The sequence below is a fragment of the Micromonospora sp. WMMC415 genome, assembly GCF_009707425.1.
GTDB lineage: Bacteria > Actinomycetota > Actinomycetes > Mycobacteriales > Micromonosporaceae > Micromonospora.
Genome location: NZ_CP046104.1, coordinates 3,007,778 through 3,027,962, shown reverse-complemented (window position 1 = coordinate 3,027,962; position 20,185 = coordinate 3,007,778). Strand labels below are relative to the sequence as shown.

The 20,185-nt window shown below is 74.1% G+C and carries 15 protein-coding genes; 10 read left to right on the top strand and 5 right to left on the bottom strand.

The features are described 5' to 3' along the window. Positions 1 to 32: 32 nt before the first annotated feature. The 3 genes from GKC29_RS14495 to GKC29_RS14485 all read left to right on the top strand — a co-directional run bounded on the left by GKC29_RS14495 (position 33) and on the right by GKC29_RS14485 (position 1,657). Positions 33 to 737 (top strand): VOC family protein, encoded by a 705-nt coding sequence (locus GKC29_RS14495; RefSeq protein ID WP_155331339.1) that lies wholly within the window; start codon positions 33 to 35, stop codon positions 735 to 737. Between the two features lie 171 nt (positions 738 to 908). Continuing rightward, positions 909 to 1,340 carry a hypothetical protein gene (locus GKC29_RS14490; protein ID WP_155331338.1) on the top strand — a complete coding sequence of 144 codons (432 nt, stop codon included), beginning with the start codon at positions 909 to 911 and terminating at the stop codon, positions 1,338 to 1,340. Between the two features lie 47 nt (positions 1,341 to 1,387). Next, the gene (locus GKC29_RS14485) at positions 1,388 to 1,657 is read left to right on the top strand and encodes a hypothetical protein (protein WP_155331337.1); all 270 of its coding nucleotides are present in this window, start codon (positions 1,388 to 1,390) and stop codon (positions 1,655 to 1,657) included. 386 nt (positions 1,658 to 2,043) lie between these two features. Here GKC29_RS14485 and GKC29_RS14480 read toward each other — a convergent pair whose 3' ends face one another. From GKC29_RS14480 to GKC29_RS14470, 3 genes are all read right to left on the bottom strand, one after another. Next, entirely contained in the window at positions 2,044 to 2,799 is a 756-nt protein-coding gene (locus tag GKC29_RS14480) for a DUF4184 family protein (protein WP_155331336.1), read from the bottom strand. Positions 2,800 to 2,816: 17 nt separating this feature from the next. After that, positions 2,817 to 3,512, bottom strand: coding sequence for an HAD family hydrolase (locus GKC29_RS14475; protein WP_155334140.1), 696 nt, complete (start codon positions 3,510 to 3,512; stop codon positions 2,817 to 2,819). Positions 3,513 to 3,587: 75 nt separating this feature from the next. Then, entirely contained in the window at positions 3,588 to 6,323 is a 2,736-nt protein-coding gene (locus GKC29_RS14470) for a glucosidase (RefSeq protein ID WP_155331335.1), read from the bottom strand. 42 nt (positions 6,324 to 6,365) lie between these two features. Here GKC29_RS14470 and GKC29_RS14465 point away from each other — a divergent pair, with 42 nt between their 5' ends. The 6 genes from GKC29_RS14465 to GKC29_RS14440 all read left to right on the top strand — a co-directional run bounded on the left by GKC29_RS14465 (position 6,366) and on the right by GKC29_RS14440 (position 15,178). Beyond that, positions 6,366 to 8,303 (top strand): amylo-alpha-1,6-glucosidase, encoded by a 1,938-nt coding sequence (locus tag GKC29_RS14465; protein WP_155331334.1) that lies wholly within the window; start codon positions 6,366 to 6,368, stop codon positions 8,301 to 8,303. Between the two features lie 144 nt (positions 8,304 to 8,447). Beyond that, the gene (locus GKC29_RS14460) at positions 8,448 to 9,776 is read left to right on the top strand and encodes a glycosyltransferase family 4 protein (protein ID WP_155331333.1); all 1,329 of its coding nucleotides are present in this window, start codon (positions 8,448 to 8,450) and stop codon (positions 9,774 to 9,776) included. 148 nt (positions 9,777 to 9,924) lie between these two features. Beyond that, a complete protein-coding gene (locus GKC29_RS14455) occupies positions 9,925 to 11,610 on the top strand; it encodes a serine/threonine-protein kinase (protein ID WP_230689031.1) in 1,686 nt (561 codons plus the stop codon). A gap of 84 nt (positions 11,611 to 11,694) precedes the next feature. Next, positions 11,695 to 13,374, top strand: a complete 1,680-nt coding sequence (locus tag GKC29_RS14450) for a serine/threonine-protein kinase (protein WP_230689030.1) — start codon at positions 11,695 to 11,697, stop codon at positions 13,372 to 13,374. A gap of 98 nt (positions 13,375 to 13,472) precedes the next feature. Beyond that, positions 13,473 to 14,282, top strand: a complete 810-nt coding sequence (locus GKC29_RS14445) for a metal-dependent hydrolase (RefSeq protein WP_155331332.1) — start codon at positions 13,473 to 13,475, stop codon at positions 14,280 to 14,282. A gap of 2 nt (positions 14,283 to 14,284) precedes the next feature. Further along, entirely contained in the window at positions 14,285 to 15,178 is an 894-nt protein-coding gene (locus GKC29_RS14440; protein ID WP_155331331.1) for an amidohydrolase family protein, read from the top strand. 3 nt (positions 15,179 to 15,181) lie between these two features. Here GKC29_RS14440 and GKC29_RS14435 read toward each other — a convergent pair whose 3' ends face one another. Both GKC29_RS14435 and GKC29_RS14430 read right to left on the bottom strand, forming a co-directional pair. After that, entirely contained in the window at positions 15,182 to 15,775 is a 594-nt protein-coding gene (locus GKC29_RS14435; protein ID WP_155331330.1) for an NTP transferase domain-containing protein, read from the bottom strand. Between the two features lie 186 nt (positions 15,776 to 15,961). Then, entirely contained in the window at positions 15,962 to 17,647 is a 1,686-nt protein-coding gene (locus GKC29_RS14430; protein ID WP_155331329.1) for a bifunctional 3'-5' exonuclease/DNA polymerase, read from the bottom strand. A 307-nt stretch (positions 17,648 to 17,954) separates the two neighbouring features. Between GKC29_RS14430 and helR the strand changes: the two genes are divergently transcribed. Then, a complete protein-coding gene (gene helR / locus GKC29_RS14425; RefSeq protein WP_230689073.1) occupies positions 17,955 to 20,099 on the top strand; it encodes an RNA polymerase recycling motor ATPase HelR in 2,145 nt (714 codons plus the stop codon). Positions 20,100 to 20,185 lie beyond the last annotated feature (86 nt).

Here is a 20,185-nt window from a genome sequence, read left to right as displayed (position 1 = left end):
GGGCGGGGCGGCCGGGACGGCATGATGGGGCCGTGATCGCGCGGTTCAAGGATCTGTGTCTCGATGCTGCCGACGCCCAGGTGCTCGGCGAATTCTGGGGGCGGGTGCTCGACGGGGAGGTCGTGGATGCCGGGGACGGGGACACCCGCGTTGATCCCCGGGCGGCCCGCTCCGGCGCCGAGTCGATCTGGGTCAACCGGGTGAGCGAGCCGCGTACCGGCAAGACCCGCGTACACCTGGAACTGCGGCTGGCCGGCGCGGACCCGGCGCCGCTGGTCGCGGCCGGAGCGCGAATCGTCCGCGAGCCGGACGAGGAGATCGAGTGGTGGGTGCTCGCCGACCCGGACGGCAACGAGTTCTGCGCCTTCGCCGGCCGGCCGGACACCCGGCCGGGGCCGATGGAGCTGGTGGTGGACTGCGCCGAACCGGAGCGACTGGCCGGCTGGTGGGCCGGCGTGCTCGGTGGCGAGGTGGAGATGACCGGCTGGGACGCGGCCTCGTTGATCGGCGCGACCGGCTTCCCGTGGGACGAATGGATCTTCAACCCGGTGCCGGAGCGCAAGACGGTCAAGAACCGGATGCACTGGGACGTGGACCTGGTCGACCCGGAGCCGACCGCCCTGATCCGGGCCGGTGCCACGCTGCTGCGCGAGCCGACCGACCAGACCCGCTGGTGGGTGCTGGCCGACCCGGAGGGGAACGAGTTCTGCGCCTTCCCGCCCCGTCCCACCGAGTGAGCGGACGGTTACCCGGCGACCATCGGGTGGACTAGCGTTTACCTGCGCGTTCGCCACCGACGTCGACACGCCTCGGCCGACCCCGGCCCGCCCGATCGGTTGGTTCTCGCGGGAACTCCCACCGCCGCCGCCCCGGTTGGGCAGGATCGTCCCCAACGAGGAGGTGCCGTCGTGCAGGACACCCGCGCTCTCGCCCTGACGTTCGAGGTGAGCGGCCTGCCACCGGTCAAGACCGAGGCGCTGTCCATCTTCGCCGCCGGGCATCGGCAGGCGACGAGGGTCCGCGCCCTGCTCCAGGCGGCCTGCACGGCGGCCCAGCGCACCGGCTGGACCCCGCTGTCCGGGCCGATCGAGGTGGACCTCGTGCTGCGTTGCCCGCCGGGGCACCGCACCTCCGACGCGAGCACCCTGCTCGGCGGGGTGTGCGCCGTGCTCCAGGACAAGAAGCGGGTGGGCAGCATCGGCCTGGCCCACCTCGGCGTCCTGGTGGACGTCGCCCTCTACGACGACGACCGGCAGATCCGGAAGTTGTCGTACACGGAGGAACCGGCGGAGAACTTCTCATATCAGGTACGGGTGGCGGCCGTACCGGCCGCGGTTTGACCGACGGCCGCGGTGGGGTACCGCGGTCGCCGAGGAAGGGAGCGCCGATGTCGGAACCACACGTCACGCTGGATCCCCGCGACGCGGTGCAGGAGAAGCTGCGCGGCCCGCTGGAGGATCAGCTGACCTCGGCGTTGCAGGCCGCGACCGAACGGGTGCGGGCCAGCTACGCCGGTGAGCCGGTCGAGCAGGTCTGCCAGCGGCTGCTGGACGAGACCCGTGCCGGCCTGCACCCCGACATCGCGGCCGGCTTCAACCCGGACATGGAGGAGTTCTGCCGGGTGGCGGTGGCGATCGTCCGCGGCGCGGGCAGCTGACGCCCGGCGGCCGGACCCGCCCTGCCTCTCATCAACTGCCTCGACGAGCTGTCGGCGGCGGGCATCGAAAATGGGTCAGGACCGGGTCCGCAACTACCCGGCCCTGACCCTCCGCCGTCCGGTGTGGTAGCGGACATCGCCATGGTGGACGCGCGGGCGCGGCACGCCGCCCACGCCGGGCCCACCACAGCGAGCCGGCCCGCCTGCACTCAGCTCCACGGTGCCCACAACCGGACCGCACGCGCTCCGACTCACCCCGAAGAGCCGTGAGCGCCGGATCAGGTTAGGCGCGTTTTCGCAGCGCAAACAAGGTTCGCACCGGCCGTGGGAGCGTGATTGATACCAAGGTGAAAAAGCGGCATGTCGACGTAACGCGCCACTGCGACCTAGCGCTGTTTCCGGTCGAGGCGACCACTACGCGCGCGGCCGGCGACGGTCGCCGCGACCCCGCCGGCGAGGAGGGCGCCCGCCAGCACGTGCAGCATCCGTACGCCGGTCGGAGCGATGTGTTCCGCAGCCGGCAGCAGCGGCACCACCGCCACCCCGACGGCGAGGACCACCCCCGCCACCGCGACGAACACCGCCCGGCGGGCCGGCACCGCCGACGGTGCCTCCGTCAGCATGTCACGGCGGTCCGCGACCCGACGTGCGACCCCGACGGTGACCACCGCGCCGAGCAGTGTGCTGGCCGGATCCGACACCGTCCACCAGTGCACGCCGGTGGCGCTGTACCAGTCGACGCCGAGGGCCCCCAGCCAGTTCGTGTGGGTGACCCGGTCCCACACGACGTGGCTGATCGCGCCGAGCAGCGCCGACCCGGCGGTGATCCACCAGGGATGCCGGACCGCCGCCAGCGAGGTGTAGTCCGTCCACCGGAAGCGGGAACCGGCCGGCAGGTGGGGGGCGACCACCGCCACCGCACGACGGAAGACCCACGCGTACGCGAGGGCCACCGGCAGGCACCACCAGAGCAGCCCGGCGGCCGTGTGCGTCCGTGGGAGATCCCACGCGGTGCCGGTGAACAGGTACGCCACGTCCGGCGAGACCGCCCCGGTGACCAGGGCGACCCCGTCGAACCAGCGGGGTCGCCAGAGCTTCAGCGGCAGCACCGCCGCCGGATGGGACGGAAACGTCAGCGGCACGCCGGGAGGTTACCGGGTCAGAAGTGCCGCAGCAGGTCCGGAAACGCGGCCAGGTGCAGGACACTCGGGTCGCTGGCGTCCAGTTCGTCGTGCTCCAGCACCCACGTGTTCTCGTTGGGGATGAACACGGCGTTCATCCCGGCCGCGCGGGCCGGCAGGATGTCCGACTTCGGGGAGTTGCCGATCATCCAGGCGTCGGCCGGGTCGAAGTCGTGCTCCTTGGCCAGCCACCGGTAGGTGTCGACGGTCTTCTCCGGCACGATGTGCCCGGCCCGGAAGTGGTGCAGCAGGTCGGACGCGTCGAGCTTGCGCTGCTGCTCCTCCCGTTCGCCCTTGGTGAGCAACAGCAGCTCGTGGCGGCCGGCCAGCTCGTCCAGCGCCTCGGCCACGCCGGGCATCAGCTCCACCCGGTGCTCGACCAGGGCGACCGCCAGGTCCTCGATCTCCCGCTGCTCGGCCTCGGTGGCCGGCCGCTCCCGCAGGTGCTGGAAGCACTCCCCCAGGCTGCGCAGGAAGACCTTGCTGCCGTAACCGTGCGTCACGGCGTTGGCCCGCTCGATGTCATCGAGGATGGCGCGGACCTCGGTGCGGTCCAGCGTCGGGTGGTCCACCCACGCCAGGAAGTCGTCGATGACCCGCTCGAACAGGACATTGTTCTCCCAGAGCGTGTCATCGGCGTCGAAGACCAGTACCCGTCCCGGCTCGATCACCACGTCACCCGTCACGTCGCCCCCTTCGTCGCCCGGCCACCGTACTGGCAACGGCCAGCCAGGTCACCCGAGTTCCGTTCAGCGGCGGAGGTCGAGGATGAGGTCGGCTACCAGGGCCGTCCAGCCGGTCTGGTGCCAGGCGCCCAGCCCGGCCCCGTTGTCGCCGTGGAAGTACTCCGGGAAGCAGATCAGGTCCCGCCAGTCCGGGTGGGTCTGGAAGAGCTGCGCGGCGCCGTAGATCGGCCGCCGGCCCCAGCCGTCCCGGGTGAACAGGGAGATCAGCCGGGCCGACAGGTCGTCGGCGATCTCGTCGAGGCTGCGCTTCACACCGGACCGGGTCGGGTACTCGACCTGGAGGTCGTCGCCGAAGAACGCGGCGTAGTCGCGCAGCGCGCTGATCAGCAGGAAGTTGGTCGGCATCCAGATCGGGCCACGCCAGTTCGAGTTGCCGCCGAACAGGCCGCTGGTCGACTCGGCCGGCTCGTACCCGACGCAGAACTCCTGCCCGCCGAGGGTGACCGCGAACGGCTTGTCCAGGTGGGCGCGGGAGAGCGTCCGCAGCCCGTACTCGGAGAGGAACTCGTCGGTGTCGAGCATCCGGGCCAGCAGCCGGACGATCTGCTCCGGGCCCACCATGGACAGCAGCCGCTGCTGACGGCCGTCCGGGCCGAGCCGCCGGGCGCCGATCACGTCGGCGTACTCGGGCCGGTTGGTGAGGAACCAGCGCAGCCGCGCGCCCAGCTCGGGCAGCCGGTGCAGGGTACGGGCGGTCAGCCGGGTGACGGCGGCGAGGGGCAGCAGCCCCACCACCGAGCGGACCTTCAGCGGCACCTTCGTGCCGTCGGCGAGCCGCAGCACGTCGTAGAAGAAGGCGTCCTCGTCGTCCCACAACCCCTGCGAGTACGCGGCCGCGGCGATGTACGCGAAGTGTTCGAAGAATTTGGTGGCGGTGTCCACCCAGGTGCGGTCGTGCTCGGCGAGGACGACGGCGATGTCGAGCAGGTTGAGCGCGTACATCGCCATCCAGCCGGTGCCGTCCGACTGCTCCAGCACTCCGGCCACCGGCAGCGCGGCCGAGCGGTCGAACGGGCCGACGTTGTCCAGCCCGAGGAAGCCGCCCTCGAACACGTTGTTGCCGCCGGTGTCCTTGCGGTTGACCCACCAGGTGAAGTTCAGCAGCAGCTTGTGCATCACCCGGGCGAGGAACGTGTGGTCCCGGCCCCCGTCGATCTCGAACACCTTGAGCGCCGCCCAGGCGTGCACGGGCGGGTTCACGTCGCCGAACGCCCACTCGTACGCGGGGATCTGCCCGTTGGGGTGCAGGTACCACTCGCGGAGCAGGAGCAGCAGCTGCTCCTTGGCGAAGCCCGGGTCGACCCGGGCGATGCTCACGCAGTGGAACGCGAGGTCCCAGGCGGCGTACCAGGGGTACTCCCACGGGTCCGGCATGGAGATCACGTCGAAGCTGGTCATGTGCCACCAGTGGCTGTTGCGCCCGTGCCGGCGACCGGCCGGCGGTGGCGCGGAGCCCGGGTCGCCTTCCAGCCACCGCTTGACGTCGAAGTGGTAGAACTGCTTGCCCCACATCAGCCCGGCGATGGCCTGCCGGGCTACCAGCGCCTCGTCCGGGGTGGCCTTCGCCGGGATCACCCCGGCGAAGAAGCGGTTCGCCTCGGCCCGCCGCGCCCACACCACCGCGTCGTAGCCGTCGCCGAGGTCGGCCGGCGGGGGCGGTGTGCCGCCGGGCGGTGGGGCGGTCCGGGTCAGCCGCAGGCGGATCTGCCGGTACCCACCGGCCGGCACGGTCAGGACGTAGTGCAGCGCCCCCTTGGTGCCCTCCCGCTCCGGGTTGACCGTCGGCGCCCCGGCGACGACGTGGTCGTTGATCCCGTCCTTCGGGTAGCGGGACCGGCTGGGCAGCCCCCACAGCCGCTCGGCGTTGGTGTCGTTGTCGCACAGCAGCGGTGTGGGCTCGCCGTCGCCCTCCAGCACGAGCTGGCCGAGCACCCAGTGCTCGCCGACCAGCCGGGCGCCCGCGCCGTCGGGGGCCGAGCCCGCCGCCGAGCCGACGATGCGGGGCACCCGGTCACCGCCGGGCAGGCCCCACGCCCACGTGTTGCGGAACCAGAGGGTCGGCAGCACGTGCAGGGTCTCCGCCCGGTCGCCGCGGTTGGCGACGGTGATCAGGACGCACAGGTCCGTCGGGCCGGCCTTGGCGTAGTCGACGGTCACCGCCCAGTACCGGTCGTCGTCGAAGATCCCGGTGTCCACCAGCTCGTACTCGGTGTCGTCCCGGCCGCGCAGCGCGTTGACCGCGACGAGTTCGTCGTACGGGAAGGCGGCCTGCGGGTAGTGGTAGCGCCAGCGCATCCAGGAGTGGGTGGGCGTGGAGTCCTCGTACCACCAGTAGTCCTTCGCGTCCTCGCCGTGGTTGCCGCCGTCCCCGCCGAGGCCGAACATGCGCTCCTTCAGGATCGGGTCCCGGCCGTTCCACAGCGCCAGGGCGAAGCAGAAGGTCTGCCGGTCGTCGCAGACGCCCGCCATGCCGTCCTCGCTCCACCGGTAGGCTCGGGACCGCGCGTGGTCGTGGGGAAAGTAGTCCCACGCCGTACCGTGTTCGCTGTAGTCCTCCCGTACCGTCCCCCACGCCCGCTCGGACAGATAGGGACCCCATGCGCGCCACTCCCGCTCCCCCGCGTCGGCCTGGGCGAGCCGGATCCGCTCAGGGTCGGGCGCGGAAACGTCGGGAGGCGGCACGTCGGTGATCACTCGCACATCTTCGACGCCGCCGGGGTACTTCACCACAGCGGCCATTCTTCTCGTGCCGCGTCACACCTCGCCGCCGGTGGAGGGAAATTGATCGACATCACCTTCGGTCCACAGGTCTGCGGTGAGCTGACCAGCGCCGCCACCCGGGAGTGGCTGGTGCCGGACGGTCTCGGTGGGTACGCCATGGGCACGGTCGCCGGGCTGCGCACGCGCCGCTACCACGGTCTGCTGGTGGTGGCGGGCGAGACACCGGCGTCCCGACGCGTGGGACTGGCGAGCCTCGACCCGGCGGTCGTGCTCCCGTCCGGGGCGCGGGTACGGCTCGGCGCCCACGAGTGGGCGTCCGGTGACGTGGATCCACGGGGCTTCGAGTTGCTGGAGCGCTTCGACCTGGCCGACGGGCTGCCCCGCTGGCGCTGGCGGATCGGCGACGTGGTGATCGAGCGGGAGCTGGCGACCGTGCACGGCCGGCCGTGCGTCGCGGTGGTGCACCGGCTGGTGACCGGCGGCCCGGTCCGGCTGGAACTCGCCGCGGCCTGCACCTGGCGGGACGCCCACGGCGAGCGCCGCGCCGACGGGCCCACGCCACGGATGGACCCGGTCGCCGACGGCGCCGTGGTCGAGGGCTGTTTCCGGCTGGCCGGGCCGGGCTGGGTGCCGGAGGGCCAGTGGTGGCTCGGCGCGCACCACCGCGAGGAGGCCGCGCGCGGCCTGCACCCCGACGAGGATCTCTGGTACGCGGGCGGCTTCGTCGGCGCGCTGGACCGGCCGGGTGACACCGTCTCGGTGCTCGCCTGGGCCGGCGACCTGGCCGCCGAGCCGCCGCCCGGGCCGGAGGTGGTGGCCGCCGCACGGGCCCGCAACCGGGCCGTGGTCGCGGCCGCGCAGCCGGTCGACCCGGTCGAGGCGACGCTCGTCCTGGCCGCCGACGCGTTCGTGATCGGTACCGGCCGCGGCCCGGACGTGGTGGCCGGCTACCCGTGGTTCGGCGCCTGGTCGCGCGACACGATGATCTCCTACGAGGGTCTGTTCCTGTGTACCGGGCGCGCGGACGAGGGCCGCGAGCTGCTGCGGTCGTACGCGGCGACGCTGTCGGAGGGGATGTGTGCCAACACCGCCGACACCGGCCGGGTGGAGTACAACACCGTCGACGGCACGCTGTGGTTCCTGCACGCGGTGAGCCGGCACGTGACCGTCACCGGTGACACCGACCTGGGCGCGGAGCTGCTGCCCGGGCTGCGCGGTGTGATCGACGCGCACGTGGCCGGCACCCGGTTCGGCATCGTCGTCGACCCGGCGGACGGGCTGCTCACCCAGGGCGCCCCGGCCGTCGCGTTGACCTGGATGGACGCCCGGGTGTACGGGGTGCCGGTGACGCCCCGGGCCGGCAAGCCGGTCGAGGTCAACGCGCTGTGGATCAACGGTCTGGCCGGGCTCGCCGAGCTGGCGGAGCTGGTCGGGCAGGACGCCGCCGAGCTGTGGCGGCTGCACGACCGGGCGGTCTCCGCCTTCCGGGAGCGGTTCCCCGCCCCGACCGGATGGCTGCACGACGTCGTCGACGCGCCCGCGCCCGCGTACCCGCTGGGCGGTGCCGCCGTCCACGACGACGACCTGCTGCGGCCCAACCAGCTGCTGGCCTGGTCGCTCCCGTACGCCCCGCTGGACCCGGACGAGCCGACGCTGCGCCGCGTCGCCGCCGGGCTGCTCACCCCGCTCGGCCCCCGCAGCCTCTCCCCGGACTCGCCGGAGTTCGTCGGCCGGCACCGCGGCGGCCCGGCCGAGCGGGACGGCGCCTACCACCAGGGCACCGTCTGGCCGTGGCTGCTCGGCCCGTTCGTGGACGCGAGCCGGCGGGCCAAGCTCCCCGTCGACGAGCTGTTCGTCGGGATCGAGGCGCACCTGACCGAGTTCGGCCTCGGCTCGGTCAGCGAGACCGCCGACGGCCTTCCGCCGCACCGGGCCACCGGGTGCCCGTTCCAGGCGTGGTCGGTGGCCGAGTTGCTGCGGGTGCGCCGGGTCCGGTAGGCAGCGGTTTACACGACCGCAACGGTTGTGTCTCCGCTGGTTAGCCAGCTACCAGCAGGATTGGTCCCGATCCAGTCGCGACGTCAACGGGGCACCGAAATGGTGCCGGCCGGCGCGCGCTCGGGGACAACTCAAGGGGGCCGCATGTCACCAGACGCCGCCGTCATCGACCTCCAGCCCGCCCGGCACGAGCGCGTGCTGATGTTGTCGTGGGAGTACCCGCCGGTGCTCGTCGGCGGCCTCGGCCGGCACGTCCACGCCCTGTCCGTCGCCCTCGCCGCCGCCGGCCACGAGGTCACCGTCGTCACCCGCCACGCCGACGGCGCACCCCTGGAGGAGTACGCCGACGGCGTCCGCATCGTCCGCGCCGCCGAGGACCCCGTCACCTTCCCCCTGGCCACCAGCTCGCTGCTGGCCTGGACGATGGCGTTCAACCACACCCTCACCCGCGCCGCCCTGCGCGCCACCGAGACCGGCGGGTACGACGTCATCCACGCCCACGACTGGCTCGTCGCCCACACCGCCATCACCCTCGGCGAGCATCTCGGCCTCCCGCTCGTCACCACCATCCACGCCACCGAGGCGGGCCGGCACCAGGGCTGGCTCCCCGAGGAGATGAACCGCACCATCCACGGGATCGAGCACTGGCTGAGCAACGCCGCCACGCGGGTGATCACCTGCTCCGGTTACATGCGGGACCAGGTCACCACGCTGTTCGAGGTGCCGGCCGGTGACGTCGACGTGGTGCCCAACGGGGTCGACGACCGGGCCTGGCACGCCCGCCCCCGGGCGGTGGCCTCCGCCCGGGCCCGGTTCGCCGGGGACGGCCCGCTGATCGGGTACGCCGGCCGGCTGGTGTACGAGAAGGGCGTCCAGCACCTCGTGCGCGCGGTGCCGTACCTGCGCCGGCGGCATCCCGGGCTGCGGGTGCTCATCGCCGGCGACGGGCCGTACCGGGAGGAACTGGTGGACCAGGCGCGGGGGCTGCACCTGCACGACACGGTCCGCTTCGCCGGGTTCCTCGACTCGACGCAGCTGCCGGCCGTGCTGGGCGCCACCGACGCGACCGTCGTACCGAGCCTCTACGAGCCGTTCGGCATGGTCGCGCTGGAGGCGGCCGCGGCTGGCGCGCCGCTGGCGGTGGCCGCGACCGGCGGGCTCGCCGAGATCGTCGAGCCGGGGGTCACCGGGGTGACGTTCCCGCACAGCGACCCGGACGCCCTCGCCGGAGCGGTGGACCAGCTCCTCGCCGACGAGGTGTTCGCGCGGCGGGTTGCCCGCCGCGCCCGGGCCATGGTCGGCGAGCGGTACGGGTGGGCGACGATCGCGGCGCGCACCGCCGGCACGTACGCGGCGGCCCGCCGTGCGCACCTCACCGGCGGACGGCTGGCCAGGGCCCGGCCCGGCGAGCGCCGACGGAGCATCGAGATCCCGGAGGGGAACCTCCTCGCGATGGGCGGTGCTGCCGGCTGAGCGGCGGTCGGTAGCCCCGGACCGGGCCGTCCCCGCGGCCGCCGAGCCACCGCGCACCGGCGGACGGCCGGCAGCGCGCCCGCTTCAGCGGATGAATCCCGCACATCTCCTGGCCTAGGGTGTACGCCGGGCGGTGGATGGGAGCACTGTGGAGCGAGTGCTGATCGCCGGCCGGTACCGGCTTCTGGAGATGGTCGGGCGCGGCGGCATGGGCCGGGTCTGGCGGGCCCACGACGAGGTGCTGCACCGGGAGGTCGCGGTCAAGCAGATCGTCCCGCCGAGCTGGCTGACCGGCGAGGAACGCGACGAGCTGCGGCTCCGCACGCTGCGGGAGGCACGCACGGCCGCGCGCATCGACCATCCCCACGTCGTCAAGGTGTACGACGTGGTGCCGATGGGCGACAGCCCGTGGATCGTGATGGCGTACGTGCCGTCCCGGACCCTTCAGGACGTGCTCGACGACGACGGCCCGCTGCCGCCCCGGCGCGCCGCCGCGATCGGGCTGGACCTGCTCGCCGCCCTCGACGCCGCGCACACCTCGGGGGTGCTGCACCGGGACGTCAAGCCGGCGAACGTGCTGGTCGCCCGCGACGGGCGGGCCCTGCTCACCGACTTCGGGCTGGCCGTCTTCGACGGCGGCGACGGTGCGATGACCCGCCCCGGCATGGTCCTCGGCTCACCGCAGTACGTGGCACCGGAGCGCGCCGCCGAGGGGGTGTCGAGCGCGGCGGCGGACCTGTGGTCGCTCGGTGCCACGCTGTACGCGGCGGTGGAGGGGCGGTCCCCGTACGCCCGCAGCACCGCCATGGCCACGCTCAGCGCGCTGGCCGTCGCACCACCGGACCCGGCCCCGAACGCCGGGCCACTGGCCCCGGTGCTGGCCGGGCTGCTGTGCCGCGACCCGGGCGACCGCACCGACCACGACGAGACGCGGCGCCGGCTGACGGCCGCAGCGGAGTCGCCGGAACCCACGGCCGACACCGGGGCAGCCGCGCCGCAGCCGGTCACGCCGCCCGCCCCGACGGGCGCCGGCGCGGGCGGTCGCCCCGCGCACCGGACCGCCGTCCGGCGGTGGGGGCTGTCGGCCGCCGCACTGCTGGTCGCCGTCGCCGCCGGGGTGGGGACGGCCCTGACGGTGGCCGACGAGCCGCCGGAGCGTCGCGACTGGTCCCGGCCGTCCGACGGGCCGGCCACCCACGACCGGGACCGCCGCCACGGGCCGGCGCCCGGCGACCCCTGGGCAAGCGCGGTCGGCGACGGGCAGGACGGCGGGCCGGACCACCCGAAGCCACCGCCGCCCGGCCGGCGCGGCTTCCCGCCGCCGCCGTTCTCCTGTGTCCGACCCGACGCGGTCGGCGAGCCCGTGGTCGCCGCCGCCCCACCCGCCGGGGAGACGTTCCGCCCGCCACGTGGCTGGGCCTGGCACGCCGACACCCGCGGCTTCCGGATCGCCGTGCCGGCCGGCTGGCGGTACTCCGGTGACGGCGACGTGGCCTGCTTCCAGGACCCGACCACCGGACGCGCGCTGAGCGTCGCCATCCCCGGCGGCGGTCCCGCCGGAGCGCTGGACCGGCTGCGTGCCGCCCGGGAGCGCGCGCTCGCGGCCGGCGCGCTGCCCGGGTACGCCGAGTTCCGCCTCGGCGCCGCCGGCGCGGCGGCGGAGTGGGAGTGCGCGTGGGACACCCCGCACGGCAGCCGGCTGCGGGCCCTCCAGGTGGTGCTGGCGGCACCGACCGCCGGCTGGACGCTCGGCTGGATCACCCACGACGCCGACTGGCCGGCCGCGACGGCGCAGCTCACCACCGTCCGGACGAGCCTGCGCAGCGTCCGCTGACCGACCGGCCACCGATGCTCCGGATGAGAATCTGCACGCCGCTGACTATCGTGTGACACGGGGTGACCGAGGGGGAACGCGAGAGTGCGGCAGGGGCTGATCGCGGGCCGGTACCGGCTGCTCGACCTGGTCGGTACCGGCGGAATGGGCCGGGTCTGGCTGGCCCGGGACGAGATGCTGCACCGGGACGTCGCGGTCAAGGAGGTCGTCCCGCCGAACTGGCTGGCCGAGGCCGAGCGGGACGAGGTACGGCTGCGCTCGCTGCGGGAGGCGCGGACCGCCGCCCGCCTCGCCCACCCCAACGTCGTCCGCGTCTACGACGTCGTCCACGACGGCGACAGCCCGTGGATCGTGATGGAGTACGTGCGGTCCCGCTCCCTGCAGCAGATCATCACGACCGACGGGCCGCTGGGCCCCCGCCGGACCGCCCGGATCGGGCTGGCGGTGCTGGCCGCGCTGCGGGCGGCGCACCTGGCCGGCGTCCTGCACCGGGACGTCAAGCCGCACAACGTCCTCGTGGCCGACGACGGCCGGGTGGTGCTGACCGACTTCGGGTTGGCCACGTTCGACGGTGGCGACGGCGCGATGACCGGGCCCGGCATGGTGCTCGGCTCACCGCAGTTCGTGGCGCCCGAGCGGGCGCGGGACGGGATTTCCGACCCGCGTACGGACCTGTGGTCGCTCGGCGCGACGCTCTACGCCGCCGTGGAGGGCCAGTCCCCGTACGCCCGGCCCACCGCGATGGCGACGCTCAGCGCGCTGGCCACCGAGCCGCCCGACCCGATGCGGCGGGCCGGTCCGCTGCGCCCGCTCCTGACCGGCCTGCTGCAACGCGACCCGTGGCGCCGGTTGACGGCGGCCGAGGCGGAGCCGCTGCTGCGCGCCGCGGCGGCCGACCACGACCGGCCGGTCGGGCCGACCCTGCCACCTGGCGCGGGTGCCACTGCCGGTCGGCCTTCCTCGGCGGAGGCCGGCCCGCCACCCGCACCGCCGGCCGATCCGATGTCGACTCGGCACCGGCCGGCGGGCGCCGGTCAGGCGGCGGCACCGGCCGGCGGGCCAACCGCCGGCCAGGCGCCGGGACGGCGTCCGAGGAGCTTCCGGCGGCGACGGCCGTGGATCGCCGTGGGCGCGGTGTTCCTGGTGCTCACCGCGCTTGGCGTCGGCCGGGCCCTGGTGGGCGGCGACGGCGGCCGGCCGGAGCCGGGGGCCGGTTCCGGTGGGGGCGTCGCACCGGAGCGCCCGGCCGCGTTCGCCTGCGCCGCGCCGCCGCCCGCCGCCACCCCGGTGCCGTCGGTGCCGCCGCCCACCGGCGCGCTGCGCCTGGTACGCGGCTGGACGTGGCACGTCGACCCGGGCGGGTGGCGGATCGCCACGCCGGTGGCCTGGCTGCGGTGGACGGAAGGGACGGTGACCTGTTTCCGGGAGCCGGGCGGCGTCCGCATGCTCAGCGTCGAGGCCGGTCCCCACCGGGTTGACCCGGTGGGTTGGTGGCGGTCGGAGGAGCAGCGGCTCACCGGTGGCGGCCTCCTCAGGGACTACCGCCGGTTCCAGATCGCCCCGCTGGACATGTTCGACGGTGCCGCGGTGTGGGAGTGCGCCTGGGTCAACGCCGCCGGGGTACGCGTGCACACGGCCCGGCTGCTGCTGAACGTGACGACCGCTCGCGCGTACACCGTGTCCTGGTTGACCTCGGAGTTCGACTGGGGGGTCAACAACCCGTACCTCCTGATGGTCCGGCAGAGCTTCACGCCGCTGCCCTGACCGACGGATGTGAGCGGCCGGCCGCCACCCCGCGGGTGCGGCGCTGAACTACAGTGACGTAGTTTCGGCGCTCAAGATCCCCGGGAGGATGAGCGGACATGATGGGACCGTCGCATGCGCTGTCCGGCGCGTCGGTGTGGCTGGCCGGGTCCTGGGCGCTGGACCACTTCGCCGGCTACGAGCAGTCGCCGCTGGCGCTCGCGGTCGGCACCGCGGTCTGCGCGGGCGGCGCGCTCTTCCCCGACCTAGACCTGTCGGGAAAGGTCACCCGCAACCAGGGCGGCGCCACCGTCGCCCGCACCTTCGGCGTCTTCTCGCTGTTCATCGCCGAGGTCACGGAGAAGGTGTCGCTCGGGGTCTACTACGCGACGAAGCTCAGCAAGGATCCACGCCGCAGCAACGGCCACCGGACGCTCACCCACACCATCCCGTTCACCGTGCTGGTCGGCTGGGGCACCACCACGCTGTGCGCCGCGTACGGCAAGTGGGCCGTGATCGGCATCCTGTTCTTCATGTTCGGCCTCGCCCTGCGCGGCCTCTTCGACGAGTGGGCCGAGCGGGCCGGCTGGGTGGTCGTGACCCTCCTGTCACTCGCGGCGGCGTGGTTCACCTTCGCCACCCTGCCCGGCGACCGCGGTTACCCGATGATCGGGCTCGCCGTCGGCGTCGGGAGCTTCGTGCACATCCTCGGTGACATGATCACCCGGGCCGGGGTACCGATCCTCTGGCCCATCCCGATCAAACGTCGGATGTGGACGATGATCAGCCTGCCGGATTCGATCGCCCTGCGCGCCGGCAGCAAGACCGAGGTGGTGGTGGTCCGCGCCGCGCTGACCGTCATCGCGGTGCTGGCCGCCGTCGGGCTCGTCGCCCCCTCGGTGCTGCAACGCTTCAACATCGAGGTGTGACGGTGGTGGCGAAAGCCGACGACGCGGACGTGCCCGCGTTCTGGCAGGGCCTCGGGCTGCCCGGCCTGGCCGACGTGCACGTGCACTTCCTCCCGCCGCGGCTGCTGCGCCGGGTGTGGGCGTACTTCGACGCGGCCGGCCCACTGGTGGGCACCGAGTGGCCGATCCGGTACCGGTGGAGCGACGCCGAGCGGGTCGCGTACCTGCGAGAGCTGGGCGTACGGGCGTTCAGCGCCCTCGCGTACGCCCACCGGCCCGGCATGGCCGCCGATTTGAACGGTTGGACGCTCGACTTCGCCCGCGCGACGCCGGGATGCCTGCCGTCGGCGACGTTCTTCCCGGAGCCGGAGGCGCCGCGGTACGTCGCCGACGCCCTCGCCGCCGGCGCCCGCGTGTTCAAGGTGCACGTCCAGGTGGGCGGCTTCGCTCCGACCGACCCGCTGCTCGACCCCGTGTGGGGGCTGCTCGCCGACGCCGGCGTGCCCGTGGTCGTGCACGCCGGGCACGCCCCGGTCGGCACCACGCACACCGGGCCGGACCCGTTCGCCGCCGTGCTCGCCCGCCATCCCGCGCTCACCGCGATCGTGGCGCACCTCGGCGCGCCGGACTACACGGCGTTCCTCGACCTCGCCGAGCGGTACGAGCGGGTACGGCTGGACACGACGATGGCGTTCACCCCGTTCTTCGACCGGTTCGTGCCGTTCCCCAGCGAGGAGCGTCCCCGGCTGCGCGAGCTGGGGCTCGCCGGCAAGGTGCTGCTGGGCAGCGACTTCCCGAATCTGCCCTACGCGTACGCGGAGCAGCTCGCCGGACTGGCCCGCCTCGATCTCGGCGACGACTGGCTGCGCGCGGTCTGCTGGGGCAACGCCGCCGAGCTGTTCGACCTGCCCGGCTGACTCTCAGACCCCGACCCGCTGCTCGGGGACGCTGAGGCCGTAGAGGGCCATCAGCTCGGGGCTGTCGACCCGGCTGCCGTCGGCCACCGCGTCGCAGGCGATGTCGACGATCTGGTCCTTGTGCGCCAGCAGGTACGGGCGAGCGCCGACGTCGGCGCTGGCCAGGGTGGCGATGCCGGACCAGTGCCGGCGACCGAACAGCATCGGGTACCCGCGCAGGCCGTCGTAGGTGGCGCAGACCAGCACGTCCGGGTACGGCAGCGCGGTCACCCGGCGGACCGCCACGGCCGTCAGGCCGGGCATGTCGACCGGCACCACGACCACGGCCTCGATCCCGTCGTCGTCGATCGCCGCGAGGCCGGCGCGGATCGACGAGCCGACGCCCGTCCCCCAGGCCCGGTTGACCACCACCGTGGCGCCGCTGAGATCCGTCGTCTCGCGCACCTGGTCGGCCGCGGCGCCCAGCACGACCACGATCCGCTCGCAGCCCGCCTCCGTCATCGTGTCGATCATCCGGCTGACCAGGGGCTTCTCCCCCTGGTGCAGCAGGGCCTCCGGGCCGCCGATCCGGCGTCCCCCACCCGCGGCGATGATCATTCCTGCGATCCGGTTCAGCGCTGCGCCCCCTTCACCAGAGGCTGCCGGGAGATCCCGGTACGCGGTTTCCCGACAGCCTCTTGGAGCGGGCCGCGCCACGTCGGCCTGGCCCGCTCCGTCGTACGGACATGAGGAGAAACGAGCATTCCCGGGCGCGGGTAGCGGGGCAAAAGGGAAAATTGTGGGCTAAGCCGCGTCGGCGTAGCAGTCCACGATCGACACGTCGAGCGGGAACCGGACCGGCGTGTGCCCGAAGAGCAGCGCGGTGGCCCGCGCACCGGACCGGACGACCGCCGCCGCGACCACGTCGGCCCGCACCTTCGGGCAGTGCACGACCACCTCGTCGTGCTGGAAGAACACCAGCTCGCCACCGGTGCCGGCCAGCTCGCCGCGCAACGTGGCGAGCAGCGTCGACGCCCACTCGGCGGCCGTGGCCTGGATGACGAAGTTGCGGGTGAACCGTCCGCGCGACCGTGCCCGCGCCGACCGGTCGCCGCCATCCGGCGCCGCCTCCTCCCCGTCGAGGCCGGCCGAGCCGGGCGGGCAGGTGCGGCCCAGCCAGGAGCGGACCAGGCCGCCGGTCTCACCGGTACGGGCGGCGGCCTCGACGTGGCCGAAGGCGGTCGGGTAGTGGCGCCGCAGCACCTCCAGCGCGGGCACCGCCGCCCCACCGGTCTGCCCGTACATCGCGCCGAGCAGGGCCACCTTGGCCCGGGCCCGGTCGCCCCCGAACGCGTCCCGGGCGAGAGCGGCGTAGAGGTCGCCGGCCCCACCGGCGGCGGCCAGCCGGGCGTCCTCGGAGACCGCGGCCAGCACGCGCGGCTCCAACTGGCCGGCGTCGGCCACCACGAAGGTCCAGCCCGGGTCGGCCACCACCGCCCGGCGGATCACCTTGGGGATCTGCAACGCCCCGCCGCCCCGGGTCGCCCACCGCCCGGAGACCACGCCGCCGGGCACGTACTCCGGGCGGAACCGCCCGTCGCGCACCCACGCGTCGCGCCAGGCCCAGCCGTGCGCCGTCCAGATCCGGTAGAGCTCCTTGTACTCCAGGACCAGCGGCACCGCCGGGTGGTCGACGCCGCGCAGCACCCAGGCTCGCGTGTTGGGCACCTCCACCCCCGCGCGGGCGAACGCCCTCACCAGTTCCGCCGGAGAGTCGGCGTGCAGCTGGCGTACGCCGAACGCGTCGGCGATGCGGGCCGCCAGCTCGGCGAGGCGCCGGGGCGGCCCGCCCACCGGGGACGGCTCGCCGAGCAGCTCGGCGAGGACGGCGTCGTGCACGTCGCCCCGCCACGGCAGCCCGGCGGCGCCCATCTCGACGGCGATCAGCGCGCCGGCCGACTCGGCGGCCACGAGCAGCCGGAACCGGCCGGGATGCTCGGTCGTGGCGACCCGGGCGAGCTGGTCCGCGTACACCTGGGTCAGGACGTCGACGCCGGGGCCCGGCGGGCCCGGCAGGGTCTCGAAGAGCGCGTCCTGGCCGTGGCCGGGCGGCTCGGCCGCGCGGGGCGGCGGGTCGGGCGGCACCGGCGCACCGGTGAGCCGCGCCCAGGCGGCGGCGAGCGAGCGGGGCTCACCCCAGCGGCCGGCGTGGCCGAGCAGCAGCGCCTCGGTCAGCTCGACGTCGTGACAGCGGTCGACACGGACACCGGCGCGCAGCAACGCCGGGTAGACCGTCGCGCCGGAAGCCCACACCCAGCGCGGGCGGTCGGCCCGCTCCCGAGCAGCCACCGCGCCGGCCAGGTCGGCCACGGGCTCGGGCGGCGCGGTCGGCCGCCCGGCGGCGTCGAGGGGTTGCAGCACTCCCCCGCCGACCTCGTCCGCCACCACCGCCACCAGCACGGACGCGATTCTGCCCCGTCGGTGCGACACTCCCCCGCGCGCCGTCGGCCAGGCTCGTGCGACGCGTCGCGGGGAGATCGCCCCGCCACGGTGGCGACAACGAAAAACGGGGAGCATCTGCTCCCCGCCACTCTCAACGTATACCGCACCGGGGGGCTTGCGGCAAGACCCCAGGGGTGCCGCAGAATCGTCGGCCGAGGCCACGACCTGCGGAAACAGGAACCGCGTGGGTGGCGTTGACGCGTGCGTGCCACCGGACGGCGACGTCGCGCGCCGGCCGGTCGGTGCGCGCGATCGGCGCGAGCGGCCTCAGATCGGAGCTGATGACGTGAACCCGCTGACCACCAGCGCCTTTGATCTTCCCGACCACCTCTCACCCAAGGCCGACCCGGGTCTGATCGCCGGTGACGAGCAGCACTTCGCGGCCATCGCGGAGACACTCCGGCAGTCGATCGACGACCTGTCCGGCCGCCTCGACGCCGCCCGCCGGGCGCCCGGCGGCAAGGGCCGGCGGGCCGTGGACCGGGACCAGGAGGTCCACCGGCTGACCGCTCGCCTGCGTGGACTGCGTCGCTTCGGTCTGGACCTGTGTCTCGGACGCATGGTCGGCGCGGACGACTCCGAACCCGTGTACGTCGGGCGGTTCGGCCTCACCGACAGCGCGGGTCGCCGGCTGCTGCTCGACTGGCGCTCGCCCGCGGCGGAGCCGTTCTTCGGGGCGACCCACGCCAACCCGATGGGTCTGGCGAGCCGCCGCCGGTACCGCTGGACCCGTGGCCGGGTCACCGACTACTGGGACGAGGTGTTCACCCCGGACGGGTTGGACGGGCACGCGGCCCTCGACGACCAGTCCGCCTTCATCGCCAGTCTGGGCGGCAGCCGATCCACCCGGATGCGGGACGTGCTCGCCACCATCCAGGCGGACCAGGACGCCGTGATCCGGGCGGGATCGAGCGGCGCGCTCGTCGTCGACGGCGGCCCGGGTACGGGGAAGACCGTCGTCGCCCTGCACCGCACCGCCTACCTCCGCTACGCCGATCCGCGCCTCAACCACCGCCGGGGCGGGGTGCTGTTCGTCGGTCCGCACCAGCCCTACCTGGCCTACGTCGCCGACGTCCTCCCCAGCCTCGGCGAGGAGGAGGTGCAGACCTGCACCCTGCGGGATCTCGTTCCCGAGGGCGCCGCGGCGACCGTCGAGACCGACCCGGACGTGGCGCTGCTGAAGTCGTCCGGTGACCTGGTGGCGGCGGTCGAGGCGGCCGTCAGGTTCTACGAGGAGCCGCCGGCCGAGGGGATGACCGTCACGACCGACGAATGCGACATCTGGCTGAGCGCGGACGACTGGGCCGAGGCGTTCGCGGCGCCGGGGCCCGGCACGCCGCACAACGAGGCGCGGGACGAGATCTGGGAGGAACTGCTCACGATCCTGCTGGACCGGTACGACGGCGACGAGCCGGCGGACCTGGTCCGCAGGTCGCTGCTGCGGAACCGGGAGCTGCGGACGGCCTTCAACCGGGCCTGGCCGCTGCTCGACGCAGGCGACCTCGTCGGCGACCTGTGGTCGGTCCCCGCGTACCTGCGCCGGTGCGCCCCCTGGCTCGGCCCGGACGAGGTCCGGAGGCTGCACCGTCCTGACCCCCGGGCCTGGACGGTGTCCGACCTGCCGTTCCTGGACGCGGCACGGCAGCGGCTCGGCGACCGGGAGGCGTCGCGACGCCGGCACCGGCGCGACGCCGCCGTCGCCGTCGAACGGGAACGGATGGCCACGGTCGTCGACGAGCTGATCGAGGCCCACGCCTACGACGACGGTGAAGGTGTGCTGTCGAGCCTGCGCCAACTGGACCTCCAGGATGCCCTGGTCGACGAGGCGGCACTGCCCAGCGCCGAGCCGGACCCGCTCGCCGGCCCGTTCGCGCACATCGTCGTGGACGAGGCCCAGGAACTGACCGACGCGGAGTGGCAGATGTTGCTGCTGCGCTGCCCGTCCCGGAGCTTCACCATCGTCGGGGACCGCGCCCAGGCGCGGCACGGGTTCACGGAGTCGTGGCAGGAGCGGCTCGAGCGGGTGGGGCTCGACCGGATCAGCCTGGCCACCCTCAGCATCAACTACCGGACGCCGACGGAGGTCATGGCGGAAGCCGAGCCGGTCATCCGCGCCGTGCTCCCGGACGCGAACGTGCCCCGCTCCATCCGCGACAGCGGCGTCCCCGTCGTACGCGGGTCGGTGTCGGACCTGGGTTCGATCCTCGACAACTGGCTCGCCGCGCACGCCGACGGCATCGCCTGCGTCATCGGCGACCCCACGGTCCGGGCGACGTCCCGCGTCCGGTCGCTGAGCCCGGAGCTGTCGAAGGGGCTGGAGTTCGACCTGGTCGTCCTCGTCGACCCCGAGGCGTTCGGCACGGGCATCGAGGGAGCGGTCGACCGCTATGTGGCGATGACCCGCGCCACCCAGCAACTCGTGGTCCTCACCAGTTCCTGACGCGCACGCTTCCGCATCGCGATGGGAAAGGGCGGCCGTCCCCGTGGAACGGCCGCCCTTTCGCAAACGCGCGACTCGACGTCCGG